The 21,406-nt window shown below is 67.0% G+C and carries 17 protein-coding genes; 4 read left to right on the top strand and 13 right to left on the bottom strand.

The genetic code is table 11. From position 1 onward, the window contains the following. Positions 1-10: 10 nt before the first annotated feature. Both ABD05_RS11985 and ABD05_RS11980 read right to left on the bottom strand, forming a co-directional pair. Positions 11-1,282 (bottom strand): Zn-dependent hydrolase, encoded by a 1,272-nt coding sequence (locus ABD05_RS11985; RefSeq protein ID WP_047900308.1) that lies wholly within the window; start codon positions 1,280-1,282, stop codon positions 11-13. Positions 1,283-1,313: 31 nt separating this feature from the next. Further along, a complete protein-coding gene (locus ABD05_RS11980) occupies positions 1,314-2,624 on the bottom strand; it encodes an MFS transporter (RefSeq protein ID WP_047900307.1) in 1,311 nt (436 codons plus the stop codon). A 192-nt stretch (positions 2,625-2,816) separates the two neighbouring features. Here ABD05_RS11980 and ABD05_RS11975 point away from each other — a divergent pair, with 192 nt between their 5' ends. Continuing rightward, positions 2,817-3,773 (top strand): LysR family transcriptional regulator, encoded by a 957-nt coding sequence (locus ABD05_RS11975; RefSeq protein ID WP_047900306.1) that lies wholly within the window; start codon positions 2,817-2,819, stop codon positions 3,771-3,773. Between the two features lie 58 nt (positions 3,774-3,831). Here the strand turns inward: ABD05_RS11975 and ABD05_RS11970 are convergent, their stop codons facing one another. From ABD05_RS11970 to speB, 4 genes are all read right to left on the bottom strand, one after another. Continuing rightward, on the bottom strand, positions 3,832-4,902 hold the full coding sequence (locus ABD05_RS11970; RefSeq protein WP_047900305.1) for a porin: 1,071 nt from the start codon (positions 4,900-4,902) through the stop codon (positions 3,832-3,834). Between the two features lie 161 nt (positions 4,903-5,063). After that, on the bottom strand, positions 5,064-6,494 hold the full coding sequence (locus ABD05_RS11965; RefSeq protein WP_047900304.1) for a purine-cytosine permease family protein: 1,431 nt from the start codon (positions 6,492-6,494) through the stop codon (positions 5,064-5,066). A 305-nt stretch (positions 6,495-6,799) separates the two neighbouring features. Continuing rightward, entirely contained in the window at positions 6,800-7,477 is a 678-nt protein-coding gene (locus tag ABD05_RS11960) for an SOS response-associated peptidase family protein (RefSeq protein WP_047900303.1), read from the bottom strand. Between the two features lie 176 nt (positions 7,478-7,653). After that, the gene (speB, locus tag ABD05_RS11955) at positions 7,654-8,622 is read right to left on the bottom strand and encodes an agmatinase (protein ID WP_047900302.1); all 969 of its coding nucleotides are present in this window, start codon (positions 8,620-8,622) and stop codon (positions 7,654-7,656) included. 129 nt (positions 8,623-8,751) lie between these two features. On the opposite strand from speB, the gene ABD05_RS11950 reads away from it, so the two are divergent. Further along, complete coding sequence (locus ABD05_RS11950) at positions 8,752-9,669, top strand: LysR family transcriptional regulator (protein ID WP_047900301.1); 918 nt, start codon at positions 8,752-8,754, stop codon at positions 9,667-9,669. A gap of 48 nt (positions 9,670-9,717) precedes the next feature. Here the strand turns inward: ABD05_RS11950 and ABD05_RS11945 are convergent, their stop codons facing one another. The 6 genes from ABD05_RS11945 to ABD05_RS11920 all read right to left on the bottom strand — a co-directional run bounded on the left by ABD05_RS11945 (position 9,718) and on the right by ABD05_RS11920 (position 17,102). After that, complete coding sequence (locus ABD05_RS11945) at positions 9,718-10,347, bottom strand: NAD(P)H-binding protein (protein WP_047900300.1); 630 nt, start codon at positions 10,345-10,347, stop codon at positions 9,718-9,720. A 232-nt stretch (positions 10,348-10,579) separates the two neighbouring features. Then, on the bottom strand, positions 10,580-11,971 hold the full coding sequence (gene lpdA, locus ABD05_RS11940; RefSeq protein ID WP_047900299.1) for a dihydrolipoyl dehydrogenase: 1,392 nt from the start codon (positions 11,969-11,971) through the stop codon (positions 10,580-10,582). 5 nt (positions 11,972-11,976) lie between these two features. Then, entirely contained in the window at positions 11,977-13,302 is a 1,326-nt protein-coding gene (locus ABD05_RS11935; protein WP_047900298.1) for a dihydrolipoamide acetyltransferase family protein, read from the bottom strand. A gap of 1 nt (position 13,303) precedes the next feature. Then, complete coding sequence (locus ABD05_RS11930; protein ID WP_409994807.1) at positions 13,304-14,350, bottom strand: alpha-ketoacid dehydrogenase subunit beta; 1,047 nt, start codon at positions 14,348-14,350, stop codon at positions 13,304-13,306. Next, on the bottom strand, positions 14,347-15,579 hold the full coding sequence (locus ABD05_RS11925; protein WP_047900296.1) for a 3-methyl-2-oxobutanoate dehydrogenase (2-methylpropanoyl-transferring) subunit alpha: 1,233 nt from the start codon (positions 15,577-15,579) through the stop codon (positions 14,347-14,349). Before ABD05_RS11925 ends, ABD05_RS11930 begins: the two co-directional genes overlap by 4 nt. Positions 15,580-16,070: 491 nt before the next feature. Continuing rightward, the gene (locus ABD05_RS11920; protein WP_082146087.1) at positions 16,071-17,102 is read right to left on the bottom strand and encodes an alcohol dehydrogenase catalytic domain-containing protein; all 1,032 of its coding nucleotides are present in this window, start codon (positions 17,100-17,102) and stop codon (positions 16,071-16,073) included. Positions 17,103-17,263: 161 nt separating this feature from the next. Between ABD05_RS11920 and ABD05_RS11915 the strand changes: the two genes are divergently transcribed. Next, positions 17,264-18,217 carry a LysR family transcriptional regulator gene (locus tag ABD05_RS11915; RefSeq protein WP_047901177.1) on the top strand — a complete coding sequence of 318 codons (954 nt, stop codon included), beginning with the start codon at positions 17,264-17,266 and terminating at the stop codon, positions 18,215-18,217. 28 nt (positions 18,218-18,245) lie between these two features. On the opposite strand, the gene ABD05_RS11910 is transcribed toward ABD05_RS11915, so the two are convergent. Further along, positions 18,246-18,740, bottom strand: coding sequence for a hypothetical protein (locus ABD05_RS11910; RefSeq protein WP_047900295.1), 495 nt, complete (start codon positions 18,738-18,740; stop codon positions 18,246-18,248). Positions 18,741-18,990: 250 nt separating this feature from the next. On the opposite strand from ABD05_RS11910, the gene ABD05_RS11905 reads away from it, so the two are divergent. After that, the gene (locus ABD05_RS11905; protein ID WP_047900294.1) at positions 18,991-20,463 is read left to right on the top strand and encodes an HD domain-containing phosphohydrolase; all 1,473 of its coding nucleotides are present in this window, start codon (positions 18,991-18,993) and stop codon (positions 20,461-20,463) included. Positions 20,464-21,406: the final 943 nt, after the last annotated feature.

The raw sequence follows: 21,406 nt of genomic DNA, 5'->3' as shown, positions 1-21,406 counted from the left end.
GTTCGCCGTGTCATGCCCCGTGCGCGATGGTTGCCGTTTCGACGCCCGCCGCGACGCCGGCGCGCGCCAGCACCGCATGGAGCAGCACGTTCGTGCCGCGCGTCACGTCGTCCGGCAACGCATCCTCGGCTTCGTTGTGCGACAGGCCGTCGACGCACGGGATGAACACCATCGCGGTCGGGAAGCGGCGCGCGAGCAGGATCGCGTCGTGACCGGCGCCGCTGACGATCCGCTCGTTCGTGTAGCCGAACGCGGCCGCCGCCTGTGCGACCAGTTCGACGCAGTCGCGATCGAACGGCGTCGCCGGGCTGTGCCAGCACGTGTCGATCGCGACCTGCATGCCACGCGCGGCGGCAATGCGCGCGCACGCATCGCGCAGGTCGCGCTCCAACGCATCGACTTCGGCATCGTCGTGATGGCGCAGGTCGACCGTGAACGTCACGTCGCCGGCAATGGTGTTGCGCGACGCGTTGCGGATGCCGACCTGCCCGATCGTCGCGAGCCCGCGCGGTGCGTAGCCGGCGACGATCCGTTCGAGTTCAAGCGCGATCTGCGCGCTCGCGAAATACGCGTCCTTGCGATACGGCATCGGCGTCGTGCCCGCGTGCGCGGCGACGCCCGTCACCGTCACGTCGAGCCAGCGGATCGCCTGCCCGCCCGTGACGATGCCGATCGTCGTGCCGTTCGCCTCGAGCACGGGCCCCTGCTCGATATGCGCTTCGAAATACGCATCGACCGCGCCGCCCGTCGCGCGCGTGCCGCGATAGCCGCATGCGTCGAGTGCCGCGCCGAACGTGACGCCGTCGGCGTCCTGCTTCGCGAGCGCCTCGTCGAGCGGCAACGCGCCCGTGAACACCGCCGAACCGAGCATCGCCGGCGCGAAACGCGCGCCTTCCTCGTTGGTCCACGACACGATCTCCAGCGGCTTGTCGGTCGCGATGCCCGCGTCGTTCAGCGTGCGCACGAGTTCGAGCGCGGCGAGCACGCCGTACACGCCGTCGAAGCGGCCGCCTTCGGGCTGCGTATCGAGATGGCTGCCGATCAGCACCGGCGCAGCCCGCGCATCGGTGCCGTCGCGTCGTGCGAAGAGGTTGCCGGCTTCATCGACGCTCACCGTCATCCCCGCGTCGCGGCACCATTGCGCGAACAGGTCGCGCCCGCGGCGGTCGTCGTCGGTGAGCGCGAGGCGTCGCACGCCGCCGCGCGGCGTCGCGCCGACGCATGCCATGTCGGCCAGGCTCTGCCACAGACGCGCGCCGTCGATTTCCAACAGGTCTTTCATGTGCACTCCGGATGAATTCATTCGTATAGGCTCAGTGCGAACCGAGTGCTTCGGCAGCGGCCGGCTGTGTGGCCCGGCGCGCGTCGAGCGCGACGATACAGAGCAGCGAGATGCCGGCGAGACACGTATAGAACACCGCGAGCGGCCACCATTGGCCCGTGAAGCGATGCGCGAGCCACGTGCCGACGAGCGGCGTCAGGCCACCCGCGATCGCGCCGCAGATTTGATAAGCGAGCGAGATCGCCGAATAACGCACGTGCGCGGGAAACACGTCGCTCACGAAGCCCGCGATCACCGAATAGAAGCCGGCCATGCACACGACCGCGAGCGCGATGCCCGCGACGAGCGACGCTGACGTACCGCCCTGCACGAGCATGAACATCGGATACGGCGACAGCATCGCGAGCAGCGCCGCGAGTTTCAGGAAGCGCGCGCCGCCGATCCGCTCGGCGATCCATGCGGCGATCGGCTGCGCGACGAACTGGATGATCGCGACCGCGAACAGGCTGTCGAGGATCAGCGAGCGCGATACGCCGACGTACTGCGTCGTGTACGCGATCATGAACGTGTTCGTGAAATAGACGCCCGCGATCCCGATCGTGTTCGCGCCGATGCAGAGGACCACGAGCCCCGATGCGGAACGGAACACTTCGGCGACCGGCAGCTTCACGGTGCGGTTCGCTGCCTTCACGCGCGCGAATTCCGGCGACTCGTTCACGCCGAGCCGGATCAGGATGCCGACCACGAGCAGCACCGCGCTCGCGAGAAACGGCAGGCGCCAGCCCCACGCGAGGAAGTCGGCCTTGTCCATCGACGTGACCGCGCGGAATGCGATCAGCGACAGGATCAGCCCGGCCGGGCTGCCGAGCTGCGCGAACGACGCGAAGAACGTGCGGCGCCCCTGCGGCGCGTGCTCGCCCGCCATCAGCACCGCGCCGCCCCACTCGCCGCCGACCGCGATCCCCTGCACGATGCGCAGCACGACGAGCAGCACCGGCGCGAGCATGCCGACCTTCGAATAGTCGGGCAGCAACCCGACGCAGACGGTCGCGACGCCCATCATCATCAGCGTCGTCATCAGCGCCTTCTTGCGGCCGATGCGGTCGCCGAGATGGCCGAAGACGACGCCGCCGAGCGGCCGCGCGAAGAAGCCGACCGCGAACGTCGCGAACGACGCCATCGTGCTGACGAACGGGTCGTGCGACGGGAAATAGAGTTCGCCGAACACGAGCGCGGCGGCGGTCGCGTAGATGTAGAAGTCGTACCACTCGATCATCGTGCCGATGAACGCGGCCGTCGCGGCGCGTGCCGGCTGGCGGGCGGAAGGAAGGGACTGGGTCATGCGGGCTCCTGACGCGCGCCGCGTTGCGGGCGACGCGCACTATCGTGGTGACGGCCGTCTGTCGCGGCCTCGCGCCGCACGCTGCGGCACGCCTCCTTTATCGGCGACCGCAAATCATTAGTCAAATTTCAAGTTATTATTCGCCGTATAAATTCAACTAATGTCTGCCACGACGCCTCGCCCGGAGACCCGATGCGCCCCGACCTCGCCCCGTTCCTGAACGACCGTCTCGACTGGAACCTGCTGCGCACCTACCTGGTGATCATCCAGGAGCGCAGCGTGAGCCGCGCGGCCGCGCGCCTGCATGTGACGCAGCCCGCCGTGAGCCAGGCGCTGCGGCGGCTCGAGGACGCGCTCGAGCGCCGGCTGATCGAGCGCCGTGGCGCGCACTTCGCGCCGACGCCGGCCGGCGAAGCCGTGTACCGGATCGCGAGCGACATCTACGGCGGCATCTCGCGCCTCGAAACCGAAATCGACGACAGCACGGCCGACCTGACCGGTTCGATCCGGCTGCTGACGGTGAGCCGCATCGAATCGCCCGTCTACGACGAGTTCCTCGCGGACTTCCATCGCGCGTACCCGCGCATCGACCTGCAGATCGAGGTGATGCGCTCGTCGGACATCCTGTCGTCGCTATTGCAGAAGACGGCCACAGCCGGGCTCGGCCTGTGCCGCACGCCGCACGACAAGCTGGAGATGCACTGCTTCCTGCGCCAGCGTTATGCGATCTACTGCGGCCGCCATCACCGGCTGTTCGGGCAGACGCAACTGCGGATGGACGATCTGCTCGCGGAGAATTTCGTGTCGTTCACGAGCGACCAGATCGGCGACAGCCTGTCGCCGCTCACCGTGTTCCGCGACCAGAAGGGGTTCACGGGGCGCATCGTCGCGTCGTCGCCGAGCCTCGAGGAAGTGCGGCGGCTGATCTTCGCGGGCTACGGGATCGGCTGCCTGCCCGAGCACATCGTGCGCGACGACATCGCGCAGCAGCGGCTGTGGCGGCTACCGCCCGACGAAGGGCTCGTCGACGTCGACGTGTTCCTGCTGTGGCATCGCGACCGCAAGATGAACGCGGCCGAGCACGCGTTCCTCGACGCGATGGAGCGCTGCATGCAGCGCTATTCGCTCGCGGAGCGGCTAGGAAAGTAGCGGCGCGAACGCACCCGGGGAAAGCGCCGGGCGCAGACGGCCCGGCGCGTCGACGACGTCAGAAGCGATGCACGATGCCGAGCTGCACGCCGCGCGCATTCGCGCCCGGATACGCAAGCGGCAAGCCCGGGTTCGCCGCGCCGGCGAGCGTGTAGCCGGCCTGGTTGCGGTTGCGCAGGTAGGACAGCGCGCCGTAGAAGCTCGTGCGCTTCGACAGGTCGTACTCGTACATCAGCCCGAACTGGTCCGCATTGTTGCCCTGCGACGACTGGTCGTGCAGATACGCGTAGCCGAGCGCGACATAGTTCGCCGGGTTGAACTGGTATTTGACCGACAGCCCATACACGCGCGAATCGATCCCGAAATCGGCCCACTTCACCGCGGAGAAACCGCCGTACACGGTGGCCTTGCCGATCGCGTACGACGCGCCGGCCATGATCGTGCGATCGGTCGTGGTCGCCGTCGCGTTCTTCAGCCACTGGCCCGCGACGAACGCCGCGAACGGCCCGTGTTCGTAGGTCAGGTCGAACTGCTGGCTGGAGCCTGCCGAGCGCACGCCGCCCGCATCGCCGAACCCGAAATACAGCCCGCCCTGGAAGCCCGCGATCTCCGGGCTCTGGTACGAAAGCGTATTGCTCGTGCGGAACGCGAACACGGTCAGGTTGTCCATGCCGGACGCCTGCGTGACGCCGCCGAACGCATCCTGCCCGCCCTGGTCGTTGAACAGCGGCGAATTCTGCCGGCCCGCGCGCACCTTGCCCCACTGCCCCGCGATGCCGACCCACGCCTGCCGGTTGAACATGCTGCCCGAACTCGCAAGCGAGCCGTCGTTCGGGTTGAAGCCGTTTTCCAGCGCGAACTCGATCTTCTGCCCGCCGCCGACATCCTCGCCGCCCTTCAGCCCGAACCGGCTGCCCCACTGGCCGCCCGAGCCGATCGCCGCCGTATAGCCGTTGCCCGTATTCACGTATTGCGCGAATTCGTCGATCACGCCGTAGAGCGTGACGCCGTCCTGCGCGAGCGCGGCGCCCGAACCGGCGAGGCACGCGGCCGCTACCGTCATGCGAAGACCGGCGTGCACCGGCCGTGCCCGGGAAGCGCTGCCGCGGGCTTTCATTTGCTTAGTCATACTATTCAATGGCAAGAGAATGAAACGACGCCGGCCGCGGCGATAACGCCGCACCGGCATCGCGGGAAAGGGAATGTGCAGGAGAGCCCGGTGCAGGCAGCGCCCGGCTCGACGCGACGCTCAGGCCGGCTGCCGGCCGGCCCGATGCGCGAGATGTGTCGTCAGTGGTGAACTTCGCCGCGTTCGAGCGGCAGGATCAGGCGTTCGGGGATGCTGCGTCGCGACGCGCGCGCGCCGATGTAATACAGCACGGCCGGCACGATCAGGCCGAGGATCCACGAGATGTCGGTGCCGCCGAGCGCGTCGACGAGCGGGCCGGTGTAGATGTGCGTCGACATGAACGGCAACTGCACGAGGATGCCGACCACGTAGATCGTGATCGCCATCACGTTCCAGCGGCCGTAGCGGCCATCCGGATCGGACAGCGCCGGCACGTCGTAGCGCGAGCGTGTGAAGCAGTAGTAGTCGACCAGGTTGATCGCGCTCCACGGCGTGAAGAACGCGAGCAGGAACAGGATGAACGCGGTGAATTCCTTCAGGAACGAATGGCGGCCCGCGAGCGCGATCAGCGTCGACACGCAGATCATCCCGAAGATGTACACGAGGCGGCTCTTCGACGACACCGCGCCCTTGCCGCGAAAGCCGCTGACGATCGTCGCCATCGACATGAAGCTGCCGTACGCGTTGAGCGCCGTCACCGTCACCTTGCCGAACGCGATGCTGAAGTACAGCAACGCGGCCACGGCGCCCGTCGAGCCGAGGCCGACGATATACGCCACTTCATGGTGCGCGAACTGGCTGCCGGCCAGCGCGGCCGCGAACACGCCGAACACCATCGCCGCCTGCGCGCCGATCACCGAGCCCAGGCCGACCGCGAGAAACGTCGCGACCGACGACGTCGAGCGCGGCAGGTAGCGCGAATAGTCGGCGACGTACGGGCCGAACGCGATCTGCCACGACGCCGACAGCGACATCGACAGCAGGAAGCTCGCGAGCGAGAAATGCCGGTTCGCGAGCAGCGCGCCGACGTCGTGGTTCGCGAACAGTTGCGAGAACATGTAGACGAACGCGACGATGCCGACCACGCTCGCGATCCGGCCGACGAAGTGGATCGCGCGATAGCCGAACACGGTCAGCACGACGATCACGCCCGCGAACAGCAGGATGCCGGCCGCGTCGTCGACGTGCAGCAGTTGCGCGACGGCCTGCCCGGCCAGCACCGAGCCGCTGGCGGAAAAGCCGATATACATCAGGCACACGAGCACGATCGGGATCATCGCGCCGTACACGCCGAACTGCACGCGGCTCGAGATCATCTGCGGCAGCCCGAGCTGCGGCCCTTGCGCGCCATGCAGCGCCATCACCGCACCGCCGACGAGCTGGCCGAGCAGCAGCGCGACCAGCGACCAGAACACGTCGCCGCCGAGCACGACGGCAAGCGCGCCCGTGACGATCGCCGTGATCTGCATGTTCGCCGACAGCCACAGCGTGAACTGGCTCAGCAGGCCGCCGTGGCGCTCGGCGTCGGGAATGAAGTCGATCGAGCGAACCTCGATCAGGCCGCCGGCTTTTCCACTGGGATTCGTTGACACGGGGGAAATCTCCAAAATACTCAGGACCACAAATGGTTTGAACGAGACAGGTAACCTGCGAGCCGCCCTTTCGGCTCTTCGGATGCGGGGCGCCGTGGATCGCCGGCATGCGCCACGCACGCACGGGTTGCACGCTGGCGCGCAAGCGGCACGACGTGTGCCGACATTGCCAGCGGATGATCTTGTATATACAACTTGCGAGATATCGGTGATTACCCGGAATCGGGCAATTTTGGAAATTGTCCGAATAATCGTGGCGCGTCCGCCCGGCTCGATCGCAAGCAAACCGTCGGAAAAATGAAAGGTCACGCGCCGGCGGGCGATGCCTGATCGGGCGCGGCCGTCATGTCGCCGGCAGGGAGCAGGTTCAGCATGCGCCGCGCGGCTTCGATATCGCGCGCGTGCAGCCATTCGTCGTAGTCGTCGCGGCGCAGGATCACGACGCCCCGCTTCTCGTCGCCGGGCCGATGCATCCGCGCGAACAGCGGATGATCGTCGGCATTCACCGTGAGCATCGCCATGCCGATGCGTTCGCGGCCGTCGTCGCCTTCGTAGCGCCGCCAGATGCCGGCGACACAGTACGGCTGCCAGCCGTCCACGCCGATCCGGTGCCACACGTTGCGGCCGGTCTCGTAGCACGGCTCGCAGATCCAGCGCACCGGGATCAGGCAGCGCTGGCCGTTGCGCCAGGCCTGACCGTAGAGCCGCGACGAGCCGACCGTTTCCGCGCGTGCGTTCACCGTATCGAGCTTCTTTCTTTTGCGGCCGTTCTCGTCGACCCGCTCGGGCTGCATGAATTTCGGCCAGAAGCCGAACACGGCCGCAACCACCGCGAGGCCGTCGCTGTCGGCGCGCGCGATCGGCGCCGCGTAGTCGGGGTACACGTCGGGTGCCCACGGGTCGCGGCGGTACAGATCGCCGATGCCGATCTTCAGCTCGCTGATGCCCGGGTCTTCACCCGGGGCGCGGTAGTGGGTGCACACGGTTCGGAGGCAGATGGAAGCAATGTTTCCATCGTAGGTCAGCGCGCGTGCCGCTAGCGCGCTATCGTTTTGTATGACGAAACAGTTTTACGAGTCGACGATGCGCCGGGATCCGGCCGATGCATCCCGTCATGCGCGCGGCCGCGTCGCCGGGAACGGCCCTGCGGCAGGCGATTTCATCCATCGATCGAATCTTCCTTGTTCTGCCGCCGGCGCGATGCATACAGGCAGATCAGTTCCAGCGCGATCGTCGCGCCGGCCAGCGACGTGATTTCCGCATGATCATACGGCGGCGACACTTCGACCACGTCCATGCCGACCAGGTTGATGCCTTCCAGGTGACGCAGGATCTCGAACGCCTGGTGGCTCGACAGCCCGCCCGAAACCGGCGTACCGGTGCCCGGCGCGAACGCCGGATCGAGACAGTCGATGTCGAACGTCAGGTACACGGGATGATCGCCGACGCGCTCGCGAATGCGCGCGGCGACCGCGGCAGGCGTCGACGCATGCACGCAACGCGCATCCTGGATGTCGAATCCCATCGGCGCGTCGTTGGTCGTCCGGATGCCGATCTGCGCCGACCGTTCGGGCACGACCCACCCTTCGCGCGCCGCGTGATAGAACATCGTCCCGTGATCGATGCGCTTCACGTCGCGGTCGGGCCACGTGTCGGTATGCGCGTCGAAATGCACGAGCGACAGCGGCCCATGCACCTTCGCATGCGCCTTCAGCAGCGGATACGTGATGAAGTGATCGCCGCCGAGCGTCAGCATCGCGCAGCCGCGCGCGAGGATCGCATCGGCATGACGCTCGATCGCGCCCGGCACCGATTCCGGTTGCCCGAGATCGAACGCGCAATCGCCATAGTCGACCGCGGCCAGCACGTCGAACGGATCGAATGACCACGGCCACGGGCGCTCCCACGCAATGCCCGTCGACGCGATCCGCAACCCGCGCGGGCCGAAGCGCGTGCCGGGCCGGTGCGATGCCGCGGCGTCGAACGGCACGCCGGTGATCGCAAGGTCGACGCCGTCGAGATCACGGCTGAAACGCCGGCGCATGAAGCTCGTCGCGCCCGCGAAGGTGGGTTCGGCCTGCGTACCGTAAAGGCTGTCGCGCGTGAACGCGAGATCGTTGTGGCTCATCGTCGGATTCCTGGCTGAAGGGGAACGCGGCCGCGCGGCTGGCGACCTCGGGCCCGATTCTGCCGTCGGCGCATCCAACGAAAAATATGAACTAACATAAGCCGACTTCACGAAACGCGATGTATCGCCATGCTGACCCGACTGAGAGACATGGATTTGCAGTTGCTGCGTCTATTCCTGACGATCGTCGAAAGCGGCGGCTTCAGCGCCGCACAGGGCACGCTCGGGATGGCGCCTTCGACGATCAGCACGCAGATGGCCAAGCTCGAGACGCGCCTGGGGTTCCGGCTGTGCGATCGCGGCAAAAGCGGGTTCCGGCTGACGCCGAAGGGCGAACGCGTGCTGCAGTCGACCCGGCGGCTCCTGCAGGCGATGGACGTGTTCACGCGCGATACGCAGCACGTGTCGGGCACGTTGCTCGGCGAACTGCGCATCGGCCTGTCCGAGCGGCTCGCGCCGGACGTCGTCGAATCGATCGCGACGGCCGTCGGTCGCTTTCGCGAACAGGCGCCGGACGTGCTGATCGAGATGATCGCGGTCGCGCCCGACGAGCTGGAGCGCAGGCTGCTGAAAGGCGAACTGCAGCTCGCGATCGGCTACTTTTCCGGCCACCAGGCCGGCCTGCACTACGCACCGCTGTTCGTCGAACACCAGTCGCTCCACTGCGGCGCCCGGCATCCGCTGTTTGCGAAACGGACCGTGTCGGTCAACGACATCGCGCACGCGAGCAACGTCGCGCGGCTCTACAAGACGAACACGTCGGGTTCGGCGCTGCGCAACGCGCAGCCGACCGCGTTCTCGGAAAACGTCGATGCCGACGTGATCTTCATCCTGTCCGGCGCGCATGTCGGCTTCCTGCCCGACCACGTCGCGGCGCCGTGGGTCGCGGCCGGAAAGATGCGCAGGCTGCTCGCGAGCAAGCTGAGCCATACGGTCGAATTCCAGCTCGCGACGCCGAGGAACTGCGACGGCAGCGAAGCGCTGGATGCCTTCACGGCAGCGCTCGCCGAACAGTTCGGCGGGCTCGACGGTTTCGCGGGCCGATAGCCGGTGCGTGCCGCGCCGCGGCGCCGACGGTTCGCCGCGCGCGCCGCTTCAGACGAGCCGATCCGATGCGACGACCTGCACGCCCGGCCGCGCATCGATCGCGGCGTCGACCAGCGCGCGCGCAATCCGTGATGCGGGATTCACGCGCCACTTCGCCGGCAGCACCGGTTCGGCGACGTTCAACGCGAACACCAGCAGCCGTTCGCCGAGCCTGAATTCGTCGCGGCTGCCACCGATCAGGCCCGGCCGCACATAAGTGAGCGACGCGAACCCGACGCCGGCCAGCCCCTGTTCGACCTCGCCCTTGACGCGGTTGTAGAAGATGCGCGACGCCGGATCCGCACCAAGCGCCGAATTCAGGACGTAGGCCGGCGTGCCGTGCCGGTGCGCGAGCCGCGCGACCGCGAGCGGATAGTCGTGATCGACGTGCCGGAATGCCGCCTGCGAACCGGCAGCGCGCATCGTGGTGCCGAGCGTGCAGATCACCGCATCGGCCTGCCACCAGTCGGCCGCGTCGGGCAGATGATCGAAGTCGACCTCAAGCGCGCGCATCTTCGGATGCGGCGACAACGGCCGGCGCGCAAGGACGACCACGTGATCGACCCGCGCATCGGCCAGCGCGACTTCGAGGACGTGGCGCCCGACGAGCCCGGTCGCGCCGACGAGCAGCAGTTTCATGTCCGGTTCTTCCGTGTGGAGCCGGTGTTGGCGGGCCGGGAGCGGCCCGGTTTCCGGCTATCGACATGATGGTCGGCCAACGTGGCGCCGGCAACCTTCCTGCATCTCGAAAAATTACAGACCGCACTCGTTACCTGTCTCGAATCGGCCGCGTCATGCGGCACCGGTGCAGTATCCGGAACGCCGCCGATGCGCACGTTGCGCACCGGCGGCTCCGTTTGACGGTCACACGTCAGACATGCAACGCATGCCCCAGCGCACGCAACGCCGCTTCCTGCAGCGCTTCACCCAGCGTCGGATGCGCGTGGATCGTGCCGCCGATGTCTTCCAGCCGCGCGCCCATCTCCAGCGACTGCGAGAACGCGGCAGCCAGCTCCGACACGCCGCGCCCGACGGCCTGCCAGCCGACGATCAGGTGGTTGTCGCGCCGCGCGACGACACGCACGAAACCGTCGGTTGCCTGCAGCGTCATCGCGCGCCCGTTCGCCGCGAACGGAAACGATGCGTTCAGACAATCGACGCCGACCGCGCGTGCGTCGTCCGGCGACCAGCCGGCCGTCACGATCTCGGGATCGGTGAAGCACACGGCCGGGATCGATGCGGGCATGAACTTGCGGCGCCGCCCGGCGATCAGCTCGGCGACCATCTCGCCCTGCGCCATCGCGCGATGCGCGAGCATCGGTTCGCCGGCGACGTCGCCGATCGCCCACACGTTGCGCATCGACGTCCGGCATTCGTCGTCGATCCGCAGCGCGCGGCCGTTGCGATCGAGCAGCAGCGTTTCGAGCCCGAAGCCGTCGACGCGCGGCCGGCGGCCGACCGCGACCAGCACGCGATCGGCCGGCAACGTCCGTTCCGCGCCATCGGCCGCCTGCACGCGCACCGCGCCGTCCTCCGCGAGCCCGAGCACCTTGTGGCCGAGGCATAACCCGACGCCGAGCCGCGCGAGCGAATCCGCGACCGGCCTCGCGAGTTCGGCGTCGTACGCGGGCAACACGCGTTCCGCTGCTTCGACGACGCTGACCTCGACACCGAGCTTGCGATAGACGATCCCGAGTTCGAGCCCGATATACCCGGCCCCGACGACGACCAGCCGCTTCGGCAACGTCGTGGGCGACAGCGCCTCGGTGGACGACACGACATGCCCGCCGAACGGCATCGACGGCAGCTCGACCGGTTCGGAACCGGTCGCGAGCAACAGGTGCTCGCAACCGATGTGCATCGTGTGGCCGCCGGTGACGACTTCGACGGTCTTGCCGTCGATCACGCGTGCGTCGCCGTGCAGCACGCGCACGCCGTTCTTCTTGAGCAGCGCGCCGACGCCGCGCGTCAGCCGGTCGACGATGCCGTCCTTCCACGCGACGCTTTGCGCGATGTCGATCTCGGGCGTGCGTACGCGGATCCCGAGCGCCGCTTCGCCGGCCTGGCCGCACGCCTGTTCGAATGCGTCGGCCACGTGGATCAGCGCCTTCGACGGAATGCAGCCGATGTTCAGGCACGTGCCGCCGAGCCGGTCGCGTTCGACCAGCACGGTCGGAATGCCGAGCTGGCCGGCGCGGATCGCGGCGACGTAGCCGCCCGGACCGCCGCCGATCACGAGCAGCGTGGTGTGTTCGTTTTTCATTACGCTCACTCCACGAACAGCAGTGCCGGGCGCTCGAGCACCCCGCGCACGGCCTGGATGAATTCGGCCGCGTCCGCGCCGTCGACGACGCGATGGTCGAACGACGACGACAGGTTCATCATCTTGCGCGCGACGACCGCGCCGTCGCGAATCATCGGCCGCTCGACGATCCGGTTCACGCCGACGATGCCGACCTCCGGATGATTGATGACCGGCGTCGACACGATGCCGCCGAGCGCGCCGAGGCTCGAGATCGTGATCGTCGAACCACTCAACTCGTCGCGCTGCGCGCGGTTCGCGCGCACCGCATCGGCGAGCCGCGCGATTTCGGCGGAGATCGACCACACGTCGCGCGCTTCGGCATGACGCAGCACGGGTACCGTGAGGCCGCCTTCCGTCTGCGTCGCGACGCCCATGTGCACCGCGCCGTAGCGCGTGACGACGCCCGCCTCGTCGTCGAAGCGCGCGTTGATCTGCGGGAAGTCGCGCAACGCGATCACCATCGCGCGGATCAGCAGCGGCAGCGGCGTGAGCCGGCCGCGCGCGTCGCCGTAGCGGCGGTTCAGGTCGGCGCGCAACGATTCGAGTTCGGTGACGTCGATTTCCTCGACGTAGCTGAAGTGCGGAATGCGGCGCTTCGCTTCCTGCATCTTGCGCGCGATCGCACGCCGCAGGCCGATCACCGGCACTTCGGTTTCGTCGTTGCGTTCGTTGTAGCCATGCGCTTGCGACGCACGCGCCGCACTACCGCTCGTCTTCGCATACGCATCGAGGTCCGCGTGCAGGATCCGACCTGCTTCGCCCGTGCCGCGCACGTAGCGCAGCTCGATACCCATGTCCCACGCGCGCTGCCGCACGGCCGGCGACGCGAGCGGCCGTTCGCCCGGCGCGAGCGCCGCGCGCGGCTGCGCCGCAGGTTCGGCACGTTCCGCACGACGCGGTTCCGCGGGAGCACGTTTGGCCTCATGACGCGGCGCCGCCGGCCTTTCAGCCGGTACGTCGGCGACCGGCGTCGACGGCGCCGCCGCGACCGGTGCGGTTTCCACCTTTGTTTCTCGCACCGGTGCGCCGGCCTTCAGGTTGCCGTCGCCTTCGACTTCGAGCCGAATCAGTTCGCTGCCGACCGCCATCATCTCGCCGATCCGGCCGCCGAGCTCCAGCACCTTGCCCGACACCGGCGACGGAATCTCGACCGCAGCCTTGTCGGTCATCACGTCGGCGAGCGGCTGGTCTTCCTTGATCGTCTGTCCGACTTCCACGTGCCAGGCCACCAGCTCGACCTCGGCGATCCCTTCGCCGATGTCCGGCATCTTGATGACATGAATCCCCATTTCACGCCTCCATCACGCGTCGCAACGCTTCGCCAACCCGGGCCGGGCCCGGAAAGTACGCCCATTCCTGCGCATGCGGATACGGCGTGTCCCAGCCCGTCGTGCGCTCGACCGGCGCCTCGAGGTGGTAGAAGCAATGTTCCTGAACCAGCGACACCAGTTCCGCGCCGTAGCCGCAGGTGCGCGTCGCCTCGTGCACGACGACGCAGCGCCCGGTCTTGCGCACCGATGCGACGACCGTGTCGAGGTCGAGCGGCCACAGCGTGCGCAGGTCGATCACCTCCGCATCGATGCCCGTCTCCTCGGCCGCGGCGAGCGACACGTGCACCGTCGTGCCGTACGTCAGCACCGTCACGTCGCCGCCGGGCCGCACCACGGCGGCCGAATCGAGCGGCACCGTGTAGTAGCCCTCGGGCACCGCGCTCGCCGGATGCTTGAGCCACGACGTGACGGGCCGTTCGTGATGGCCGTCGAACGGCCCGTTGTACAGCCGTTTCGGCTCGAGGAAGATCACCGGATCGTCGTTCTCGATCGACGCGATCAGCAGCCCTTTCGCGTCGTACGGATTCGACGGCATCACCGTGCGCAGCCCGCACACCTGCGTGAACATCGCCTCCGGGCTCTGGCTGTGCGTCTGGCCGCCGTAGATGCCGCCGCCGCACGGCATCCGGATCGTCATCGGCGCGGTGAACTGGCCGGCCGAGCGATAGCGCAGCCGCGCGCCTTCCGACACGATCTGGTCGGATGCCGGGTAGAAATAGTCGGCGAACTGGATCTCGCACACCGGGCGCAGCCCGTATGCGCCCATCCCCACCGCCACGCCGACGATCCCGCCTTCCGAGATCGGCGCATCGAACACGCGCGACTTGCCGTATTTGTTCTGCAGTCCTTCGGTACAGCGGAACACGCCGCCGAAATAGCCGACGTCCTGCCCGAACACGACCACGTCGCCGTCGCGCCCGAGCATCACGTCCATCGCGGAGCGCAGCGCCTGGATCATCGTCATCGGCTGCGTCGCCGTGCCTGTCTCTTGGTGCGCCATGGTCATGCTCCCAGTTCCTGGCGCTGACGGCGCAGATGCGCGGGCAGCTCCTTGTATACGTCGTCGAACATCGAGGCCGGCGACGGAATCCGGTCGTCGGCCAGCGACCCGTATTTCTCCGCTTCCTTCTGCGCGGCGATCACCTCGGCCTCGAGCTCGGCCGTCAGCGCGTCGTGCGCGCTGTCGGACCAGATGCCCTTGACGATCAGGTGGCGCTTGAAGCGGGCGATCGGATCGCCGAGCGGGAAATGGGACCAGTCGTCGCTCGGCCGGTACTTGGTCGGATCGTCCGACGTCGAATGCGCACCGGCGCGGTAGGTCACCCACTCGATCAGCGTCGGGCCGAGATTGCGGCGCGCGCGTTCGGCCGCCCAGCTCGACGCCGCGTAGATCGCGAGGAAGTCGTTGCCGTCGACGCGCAGCGACGCGATGCCGCAGCCGACGCCGCGCCCCGCGAACGTCGTGCCTTCGCCGCCCGCGATCGCCTGGAACGTCGAGATCGCCCACTGGTTGTTGACGACGTTCAGCACGACCGGCGCGCGGTATACGTGCGCGAACGTGAGCGCGGTGTGGAAGTCGGCTTCGGCCGTCGCGCCGTCGCCGATCCACGCGGACGCGATCTTCGTGTCGCCCTTGATCGCCGACGCCATCCCCCAGCCGACCGCCTGGATGAACTGCGTCGCGAGATTGCCTGAAATCGAGAAAAAACCCGCGTCGCGGTCCGAGTACATCACGGGAAGCTGGCGCCCTTTCAGCGGGTCGCCTTCGTTCGACATGAGCTGGCAGATCATCCGCTCGAGCGACACGTCGCGCGCGATCAGGATGCTCTGCTGCCGGTAGGTCGGGAAGCACATGTCGCCGTCGCGCAGCGCCATCGCGTGCGCGGTGCCGATCGCCTCTTCGCCGAGGCTCAGCATGTAGAACGAGATTTTCTTCTGGCGCTGCGCGATCATCATGCGCGCGTCGAAAATGCGGGTCTTGAGCATCGCGCGCAGCCCGGCGATCAGGCGCGCATCGTCGAGGTCCGGCGCCCACGGGCCGAGGGCGTTGCCGTGGTCGTCGAGCACGCGCACGAGGCTGCGGGCGAGATTGGCGGTGTCCGCCGCGGCAACGTCGATCGGCGGGCGGCGGACCGCGCCGGCCGGCGATAGATGCAGATAGGAAAAGTCCGTCTTGCAGCCCGGGCGCCCGGTGGGCTCCGGCACATGCAGACGCAATGGCTCTGACAGGCTCATCGTGTCGTCTCCACGCTCGATTGTGTCTCACGCTGATAGGAACGCGCGGCCGGTTGCCGGCCTGCGCGCGGGCTGGCGCGCGGATAAGCACGCCAACCTTGGGAATCTATGCAATGCCGCGCCGGCCGTCGATGACCAACCCGCTCGATCGCGGTGAGCATATTTGCCATGATAGGCGCGGGATGAGGGGATGGCGTGCCTGACGCGGCTGGCGGTCGCGGGTTGCCGTGCTCGTGTTAACCGGGATTGACGAGAATTCTCGATGCCGCCGCGATCAATGCCGAAGCCGGGATCGGGTGCGTCGGACGGTGTCGGCATTCCGCCCTGCAGCGGGCGATAGCCATGGTCGGATGGCGTGTCGATCGCGGACGATTCCTGTCGATCGAGCGCGCGTCGCGTCGATCGCCGCGCGGACGCCGGTCACGATGAACAGGTCGCGCGCGCTTGCCGGAGGGGGAGATACGCCCCGCATCCCCCCGGCGTTGGCAGTGTCAGTTGCCTTGCGCGGGCGTGAATACGCCGCGAAAGCGCATCTTCCCCGACTCGAGTCGGCTGTATGCTTCGGCGGCCTCGTCGAGCGCAAACGTTTCGACGATCGGCTTGACCTTGCCTTTGGCGGCGAGATCCAGCACTTCGCTCAGATAGCGCAAGCCGCCATGCGTGGAGCCGACGACCTGCTGGCGCATCATGTGGAACGGCTTGCGCTGCGACGCGATCGAAAACGGCTTGCTGAAATCGAGCCCGCAGAGGATCACCCGGCCGTCGACCCGCAGGCCGGCCATCGCTTCCTCCGCAGTGCTGAACTCGTTCGTCGTGACCAGCAGCACGTCCGCGCCGCCCAGATCGCGAAGTTCCTCGCCATTTGCGACGACCTGGTCCGCGCCCAGCCGGATCGCCAGGTCGCGCTTGTCCGACGAATGCGTGATCGCGATGGTCTCGAAACCGCAGGCCCTGGACAGTTGCAGCGCCACGTGTCCCAAACCGCCGATGCCGAGCACGGCGACCCTCTCATGCGGTTGCGGCGCAGCATCGCGCAGGCCGCTCCACGTCGTATAGCCGGCGCACATCATCGGCGCGGCATCGACATAGGCGAGCCCGTCGGGCAGCAGCACCGTCCCCTCGGCCGCGACGGCGATGTACTCGGCATGCCCGCCCTGCGAAGCAAATCCGGTGGTGCGCGGTGCGTCGCAGTTCACCGCTGTCTGGCCGGAGAGCGGACGATGCTCGCGACAGTACGCGCAGCGACCGCACGCGGACTGCACCCACGTCGTGCCGACCCGATCGCCCGCCCTTCGTGCATGCACGCCCGCGCCCACTTCGACGATTTCCCCGACCACTTCGTGGCCGGGCGTCTGCGGATAAATGTCGCCTCCGTAGCCCTGCGTGGCCCATACGTCCGTGTAGCACATCCCGGACGCATGAACCTTCACCAGCACCTGCCCCGGCCCGGCCTCCGGAACCGGCACTTCCCGGACTTCCCAGGGCCGATTGGCGCCGGTCATTACAACCGCCTTCATCTTCATTGCCTGCTCCTTGTTCCACCGAACGTAGGGTTCATTGCCCAGTCCTTCAGCACATGCCGCCGCGCCGTCGTTTCCGCCATGTCCGGCCGCGGTGCGATGAAGAACGCCCTAGTCTAGGAATGGCGCATTATCATGACAACCTCGCCAATCTTTATGTCCAGATGAATTCAGCTCATCAATTGAAAAGCGGCGATCTCTTCTCGCTCAATGTGTTCCTCGTCGCGGCGACGCACCTCAGCTTTCGCGCGGCGGCGATCGAGCTCGACGTCACGCCGTCGGCAATCAGTCATTCGATCAAGAGCCTCGAGCAGCGTCTGGGTGTTCGCCTGTTCAACCGCACGACACGCAGCGTGTCGCTGACGGACGCCGGCGAACGACTCGTCGAAAAGCTCCGTCCGGCGATCTCGTCGGTTGCGGAGGCGATGCTTGCGGTCGACGGGCTGCGCGACACGCCCGGCGGCACCGTGCGCATCAACGCCAGCGAAGGCGCGATTCGCATCGTGCTGAAACCGGTGCTCGCGCGCTTCCTGCGCGACTACCCGCAGGTTCACCTCGACATCGTGACGGACGGGAAGCTCAGCGACATCGTCGCCGGCGGGTTCGATGCGGGGATCCGGCTCGCCGAGGCCGTACCGCAAGACATGATTGCGATTCGCGTGTCCGACCCGGTGCGATTCGCCGTGGTCGCTTCGCCGGCCTATTTCGCCGCGCGCGGCCGCCCAGACGTGCCGCAGGATCTGCATCGGCACGACTGCATCCGCTTTCGCTTCGATAGCGGCGCGATCTACCGCTGGGAGTTCGAGCGTCGCGGTGTCGTCGAAACGGTGAATGTCGGCGGCCCGCTCACGCTGACCGATCAGCCGTTGATGGTCGATGCGGCGATCGACGGGATCGGGATCGCGTTCGTACCGGATCATCTCGTCCGCGATGCGCTGGACGACGGGCGTCTCGAACGCGTGTTGATCGACTGGTGTCCGGTCATGCCTGGGCTGTGTCTGTATTACCCCGGTCATCGCCATGTGTCGGGCGGGCTGCGTGCGCTGATCGATACATTGCGTGTTCAGTCGGCAGGCACCGATCCGGAAAGCCGCGCGGTCGGGCGTCCCGAGCGTTGAAGCGACAGGGAGCCCGCTTGCCGCGCATTCATGTACGGCTGCGGTACGACCGAAGCCGCACAAACTGCAACACCGATCCAAGCACGAAGATACCCAGCCACGCGGCAAGCGATCCGCGCACGATGGGGGATTCGGGGCCGTTCGCAAGCGGGTGGCCGATCGGCAGCCGTGTCAGCGTCTCGTTGATTCCGGGGACCAGCAACAGAAAGAAACTGAACGAGAATGCGAACTGGGCCAGGTACGGCCGCGCACGCCCCAGCGCTTCGATTCGCGGAACGAGGAGTCCGCCCGATGTCGCGATCAGCGCCAGGATGCCGAGTGCATGCCCGACATTGAAGCCGCCGGTGCTGGACAAGCCGAACGACGTGCATACCGATATCGCCATCCCTGCCAGGTAAATCCTGGCGGACCGGGTCGCGCTGTCGATCTTCTGATATCGGGCGAAGCTGTAGAGGCCCGCGGCGAACGTCACGAGGCTGACGATGGTGTGACCGGCACCCAGAGCGGAAATGGGATGAGGCATAAGACGACGACTCCTTCTGAAGATGTTGGTCCCGATCGCCGCGACACCGGCGACACCCGCGGCACACGGAAGCATTCAAGCGGCCGTGCGTTTCACTTGCTCCGCATGCACCCAGATTGTCCCGGTCGTCCGGGCTGTCCGGGATCGGTCAAATGACCGACCCCGGACAGCGTCACGCAGCGGGGCGCACGCCCCCGTGCCCTCGCGTATCATCGTTCGCTCGCCCCAGCGATTTTCCAAGCCGAGTCCGATGTTCGACGCCAAAGCCAGCCACGCCGCACTGCGCATATTCGATTCCGTGAGAGCCATCGCTTTCATCGGCGATCTGAGCATGGGACAACCGACCGACCATTCGCTTCGCACCGCGTGGCTGGGTGTACGACTCGCGGACGCGGCCGGACTGGGGGTATCGGCTTGCGATACGGTTCGCGAGGTGTCGCTGCTTCGCTGGTCGGGTTGTACGGCGAACGCAGCAGGTTTCGCGGAAGTGTTCGGCGACGACATCGCGATCCGCACGGCGATGCTCGAGAACAGGCCCGGCATGGCCGAGGCAATCGGAAACGCCGGTGCGTCGATGTTGCAACTCGCGCGAATCCACTGCGAAGTATCCGGCGAGGTCGCGCGAATACTGGGTCTTTCGACGGTGACCGAAACGGCGCTGCGTCACATTTTCGAAGCCTGGGACGGCAGCGGCGTACCTGCGCAACTCGCACGCGAACAGGTACCCGTAGTCGTGCCGGTCGTTGCGCTTGCCGGCGATCTGGAGGTGTTGAGTCGCACGTACGGCGTCGAGCGGGCACTGGGGCTGATCGAGCGGCGTGCCGACTCGCGGTACCCGGTGCACCTCGTCGAGACGACGATACGTCACGCAGAAGCGTGGCTGGCGCAGCTGGAACGCACGTCGCCGGCCGATTTCGACATCGCGCTGGCGACGTCCGATATGCAGCGGATGACATCCGCGGAACTGATCGCCGACATCATCGACCTGAAATTGCCGTGGATGACGGGTTTTTCGCGTGCGGTCGCGGTGACGGCGGCCGGGTGTCATGCGCGACTCAAACCGGATGACGCCGGGCGCTCGCTCGTTTACCAGGCCGGACTGATTCACGGCATCGGCCGGGCCGCCGTCCCCAACGATGTATGGAACCTGCCCACGCGCTTGCCGGCAAGCGCGTGGGAGAAGGTGCGACTGGTACCGTACTGGACGGAACGTGCCGGCAAACAGTCCGGCGCGCTGAGCCAGGCCGCCCTGCTTGCATCGCATGCGTACGAACGGCTGGACGGTTCGGGGTATTTCCGCGGCGCGCACGCCCCTGCGCTGACACCGGAGGCGCGCGTGCTGGCTGCGTCCGTCGCGTGGGTCGCGTTGCGATCGCCGCGCCCCTGGCGCGCCGCGCTGACCGACGAGGCGGCCGCCCACCTGCTGCGAGACGAGGCCGCAAATGGCCGGCTATGCGGAGAAGCGGTCGGTGTGCTGACGTCGGCAGGCATCCCCGTCGCCAGACGCGTATCCAGAAGCGCACTGTCCGGTGCCGGCCTGTCCGGGCGAGAGATCGACGTGCTGCGCGTGATCTCGCGCGGAGCGAGCAACAAGGAGGTTGCGCGGGAATTGACCATCAGCCCGAGCACGGTACGCACGCACATCGAAAGCGTGTTTCGCAAGCTCGGATGTTCGACGCGCGCGGCAGCGACGCTCAAGGCATCGGCAATGGGCCTGATCTGAAGGAATGGCGTTGCGCCGGTTTGCCCCGGTGTGAACCTGAATTCCGTTACCGCGACGCCAGCGCCGCTCCTTGAGTGACGATCGTGGCATTCAACGGGTCTCGACGGCATCGGTCGAATGACCGACCCGCCCCCGAAGGCCATCGTTATGAATATCGAGTTGCAACGTGTGCGGAAGAAGCATGCTCGCTGCATGCCCACGGACGGCAAACGCATCCGATGCCACGCCGCAAAAACAAAAAACCCGCGAGCGCTCGATCTCTCGCGGGTTTTCGTACCTTCATGGAATCGCGTGGAAGCGATCGTGGTGCCGGGGACCGGACTTGAACCGGCAAGCCAATTAAGGCGGCGGATTTTCGTCACACTGCTTCTTTCAAAGCCGGCGTCGCGTGGGCGAAACCGTTCGTGCGCTGGACTATGCCTTCACCGTCGCGCGCGGGCGTGACCGCTGCCCGTGCGCCTTAGGCGCCCCCCGTCTAGTCTCTACACCTTCCTCGCGGAAACCGCGAGGCTTGGCTCGGCGTTGCCTCGATGCGCGCATCAGGGGTTTCGCCGAATTTGAAGGGTTCTGCACCGACCGTTTCCGGACGGGCACTCAATCGTTTAAGTCCGCTATGTTTACCAATTTCATCACCCCGGCAAGAGGGCGGACGGGATTCTACCATTGCTTGTGCATGCGTTCCCTTATTCCGGCGAGATGCATCGGAACGCATCGAACCTGCGCGCCCCATCGCCCGTCGATGCACCGCCGCATCGCACGCATTCATCCAGTGTAATCAGCGCCGATACGACACTGCCTGCGATTTCGTCCCGCGCCGCAACATCCGCCGATACAATCGAGTCCGCCTTGTCCGACGGGTCCAACCGTCAGACGTTTGTGTCGTCCTTTTTTGCGAAACAAGCGTCGCGTGCGTCATCGCGAGGTCACAAACGTTTTCGATAAT

The organism is Burkholderia pyrrocinia, assembly GCF_001028665.1.
Classification (GTDB): domain Bacteria; phylum Pseudomonadota; class Gammaproteobacteria; order Burkholderiales; family Burkholderiaceae; genus Burkholderia; species Burkholderia pyrrocinia.
This window is presented reverse-complemented; position numbering and strand designations above follow the sequence as displayed.